This is a genomic window from Zoogloea dura (genome assembly GCF_012927165.1).
GTDB classification, from domain to species: domain Bacteria; phylum Pseudomonadota; class Gammaproteobacteria; order Burkholderiales; family Rhodocyclaceae; genus Zoogloea; species Zoogloea dura.
The window spans coordinates 1-3,058 of the sequence record NZ_JABBGA010000065.1 but is presented as its reverse complement, the minus strand read 5'-3'; the positions used below and the strand labels follow the sequence as shown (position 1 = coordinate 3,058).

Annotated in this window: 7 protein-coding genes; 5 read left to right on the top strand and 2 right to left on the bottom strand. The window is 60.2% G+C overall.

Going from position 1 to position 3,058, the window contains the following annotated elements:
• On the bottom strand, positions 1-233 hold a 233-nt coding region (locus tag HHL15_RS26000), incomplete at its 3' end, for a transposase (protein WP_169147065.1).
• 68 nt (positions 234-301) lie between these two features.
• On the opposite strand from HHL15_RS26000, the gene HHL15_RS25995 reads away from it, so the two are divergent.
• From HHL15_RS25995 to HHL15_RS25975, 5 genes are all read left to right on the top strand, one after another.
• A complete protein-coding gene (locus HHL15_RS25995; protein WP_169148666.1) occupies positions 302-487 on the top strand; it encodes a hypothetical protein in 186 nt (61 codons plus the stop codon).
• A gap of 83 nt (positions 488-570) precedes the next feature.
• Entirely contained in the window at positions 571-882 is a 312-nt protein-coding gene (locus tag HHL15_RS25990; protein WP_235943684.1) for a hypothetical protein, read from the top strand.
• A 46-nt stretch (positions 883-928) separates the two neighbouring features.
• Positions 929-1,177: a hypothetical protein gene (locus HHL15_RS25985; protein WP_235943683.1), complete on the top strand. Its 249-nt coding sequence runs from the start codon at positions 929-931 to the stop codon at positions 1,175-1,177.
• Positions 1,178-1,183: 6 nt separating this feature from the next.
• The gene (flgB, locus tag HHL15_RS25980; RefSeq protein WP_235943682.1) at positions 1,184-1,852 is read left to right on the top strand and encodes a flagellar basal body rod protein FlgB; all 669 of its coding nucleotides are present in this window, start codon (positions 1,184-1,186) and stop codon (positions 1,850-1,852) included.
• Between the two features lie 9 nt (positions 1,853-1,861).
• On the top strand, positions 1,862-2,827 hold the full coding sequence (locus HHL15_RS25975; RefSeq protein WP_206198985.1) for an HD-GYP domain-containing protein: 966 nt from the start codon (positions 1,862-1,864) through the stop codon (positions 2,825-2,827).
• 17 nt (positions 2,828-2,844) lie between these two features.
• On the opposite strand, the gene HHL15_RS25970 is transcribed toward HHL15_RS25975, so the two are convergent.
• A partial coding sequence (locus tag HHL15_RS25970) for an ATP-binding protein (protein WP_169147169.1) occupies positions 2,845-3,058 on the bottom strand: 214 nt, incomplete at its 5' end.

Genomic DNA, 3,058 nt, shown 5'->3' with positions numbered 1-3,058 from the left:
CAGGCGCTCTTGCCGGCCTCGTCCATCGCCGCCGTAGTGATCACCGCTTCGAGTCGAGCGCGCGCAGTCCAGGCCCGCCCTCGGGCGGGCCTGGACTGCGCATCCTCACGCCATCGTTCCAATGTCTGCACCGAAACCCCAATCTCTTGTGATACCACGCCCACTTGGGCGCTCTCCGGCGGCAACAACCGCGCCACCGCTCTGTTCCTGAATGCTTCTCCGTACCGAGCCATCTCTCATCCTTGTCGCCCCCAGGTTCAACATCATAGAGAGGCGACAACTATTCTGACGCGGGGGGACATTGACCACCGAGAAGATGCACAAGTGGGTGCATCAGGCTGACCAAGACCCCAAAGTGCTGTTGCAGGGAGACGTTGCGGGTTTCACCGCGGCAAGCGGCCGGATTGCGGTGGACCACTGGTCGGCACTGCTTTCGTGCACGCTGGAATTTCAGAAGGCGTTCCTGGCGGCGCTCCCGAAGCGCTAGCTGTGCGTAGCGGCCAAGAGAAACCTGACAGGAATGTAATCACCGGGTCATATCCCTGACGGTTCCAGAAGCACAAACTGGCCTTGTCGGACCCGCCCACCGGCATCTCGAACTGTCTGAATACCTTTTTTGGAGAAGCTGTAATGAAACTCAATTCTTTTCTCTCGACCGCGCTGATTGCCACCGTTGCGGCGCTGTCTTTTGGCGCTCAGGCAGCGGATGCCGACAAGGCACCTGCCGAGCAAACCGAGAAGACCACGCCGAAGAAGGTGAAGCCCCATTCCCACATGACGGAAAAGACCGGTATCCCGGCGGCGGCCCCTGAGGCTACGGGGGAAAAGGCGGCACCGGCCAAGGATGCAAAGCGTCACAACCACCAGCGGGACATGAAGTAAACGCAGTCATTCAGAGGCCCCGTGAAGGGGCCTCGGTGTTTTGAACATGAAAACCCCAACCCACGATGAACACGGGAGCCGTTGTTCTTGCCGCATCCTGGCTGAGACCGTCGGCTGCAAGCCCGAGGCCATCGCCTTTTCCTTTTGCCAGGCGGTGCTGATGAAGCGCTGGGTCGTGGAGTGCAACCACGGCTGTATGGACAAGGCACCCGCGTCAAAGCTCAGTAGCAAATGGCACGAGACCGGACCGATCGATCCGGTGAAGGCCATCCTGATCATGAACGAACAGGAGTAAGTTGCCATGCCACCCGTCACCGGAATTGGAAGTCCTGGGCCGCTTCAGCCGAGCTCGGATGCTGGACACAGTGCTCACACCAGTTCGGGGAGTGGCACTACTTCTTTTGCCGCCGCTCTTTCACAGGTCATGGGCAGAACGCCCGGCACGGTCTTGTCTGGGACGCCCAGTCCGGCATCCAGTGCCGATGGAGCACAGAATTCGGCACACCGCGATGCATGGCCCTCGCTGGGAGATGGCTTTCAACGCCGTCACATCCCGCTGGTGGGGTCGGGGCACCCAAGTCATGATTTTCAGCAACTCGCCTTGGGGTTGAGGGCTTATCGACAGCAAATCATCGCGTCAAATATTGCCAACGCCGATACCCCCGGCTACAAGGCCGTTGACATCGATTTCCAAGAAGCACTACGTAACGCCCAGGCGGCGGCGAATGTGCCTCCTGTATCCCTGACCACGACCTCGGGGGGGCACTTGTCAGGACAAAGCACCGGCACCCAGCCTCCCATCCCACTGAAATACCATGTCCCCAGCCAAGGCAGTATCGATGGGAACACGGTCGAAATGGATGTCGAGCGGGCCAAGTTCGCGGAGAACACGGTGATGCACCAGTTTGCAATGGACCGGGTGAGTGGGCACTTCAAACACGAAATCGAAATGCTCCAGAGCCTGAAGTGAAAAGCTGACATGAGCCGCCCGTTGCCAGAAACCCCTGGCCAGTTGCACGGGATGCTGACCATCAGGCTTGGGTTGGCTGCGACCGTGGTTGCGCTGATTGCCGGTGGTGTTGCTTATTTCGTTGAAACCTACCGGGCGGAACAGGCTGCACTGGAGCAGGCCACCCGCAGCGCCCGCCATTTCGCCACGCCTGCGATGCAGATGATTGTTAGCGCCGGCCGGCCTGACGGTCATGACGAACTGGAGCGCTTGCTGGACAAAAGTCGTTTTGTCGGGCTGCAGGTCTTTGATGGTGATGGCGATCAGGTTTACGAGAACTGGGGGAGTAGCGCCGTTTCGCTGATAGACGTGCTCCGTGCCCAAGCCTTGAAGCGTCCCGAGCGACATCAGATCCACCGTACCTGGATCGAAGTGGGTTCCGAGCATCTGATCCACGTCGTTGTCCCGATCTCCGGTAGCGATGGCCGTCTTGTTGGGTATGTGAGGACCGTCAGCCGGCTCGATGCGGAAACTGTCCAAGCTCAGCGGGATCAGGTTCGCACGGGGGCGCTTACCGCTGTCGGCGCCGTGGTGGCGACAGCGTTTGTCCTGTATCCCCTGATGCTGGCCATGCTGCGACGCTCAACGGACTTGTCTCGTTCCTTGCTGGACTCGAACCTGTCGCTGATCCGCTCCCTGGGGAACGCCGTGGCCAAGAAGGATTCCGGTACCGATGCCCACAACTATCGGGTCACGCTCTACGCGATCGGTTTGGCTGAAGCGCTGGGGGTCTCGGCGGAAGATATCTCGCACCTGGTTGCCGGTGCCTTTCTGCACGACGTGGGCAAGATCGGGATTCCCGACAGCATCCTCCTGAAGGGGGGCTCGCTGACGCCCGCCGAACTCCAGGTCATGCAGACGCATCCGGTTGTCACTGACCGGCACAATAGAGCCACCGATGATCGGCATATAGGAGCCAGTTTGAATAGGCTCTGACGAACGTCTTCGGGGGTTCAAGGTTGGTTGTTTTTCGGGGTGCTGGCAAGTGCTGTTTTGGCCTTGTTTGGACCCTGTCGAGGGGCCCGGTAGGAGGCCCCGTCAAGGGTCAGGCAATAGGCGTTGTGGCGCAGCCGATCGACGGTGGCCGAAGCGAGCAGCCGGTTGCCCGGGAAGGCCTGGTCCCACTCGGTGAAGTCGAGGTTGCTGGTGACGATGGTGGCGGCCTGC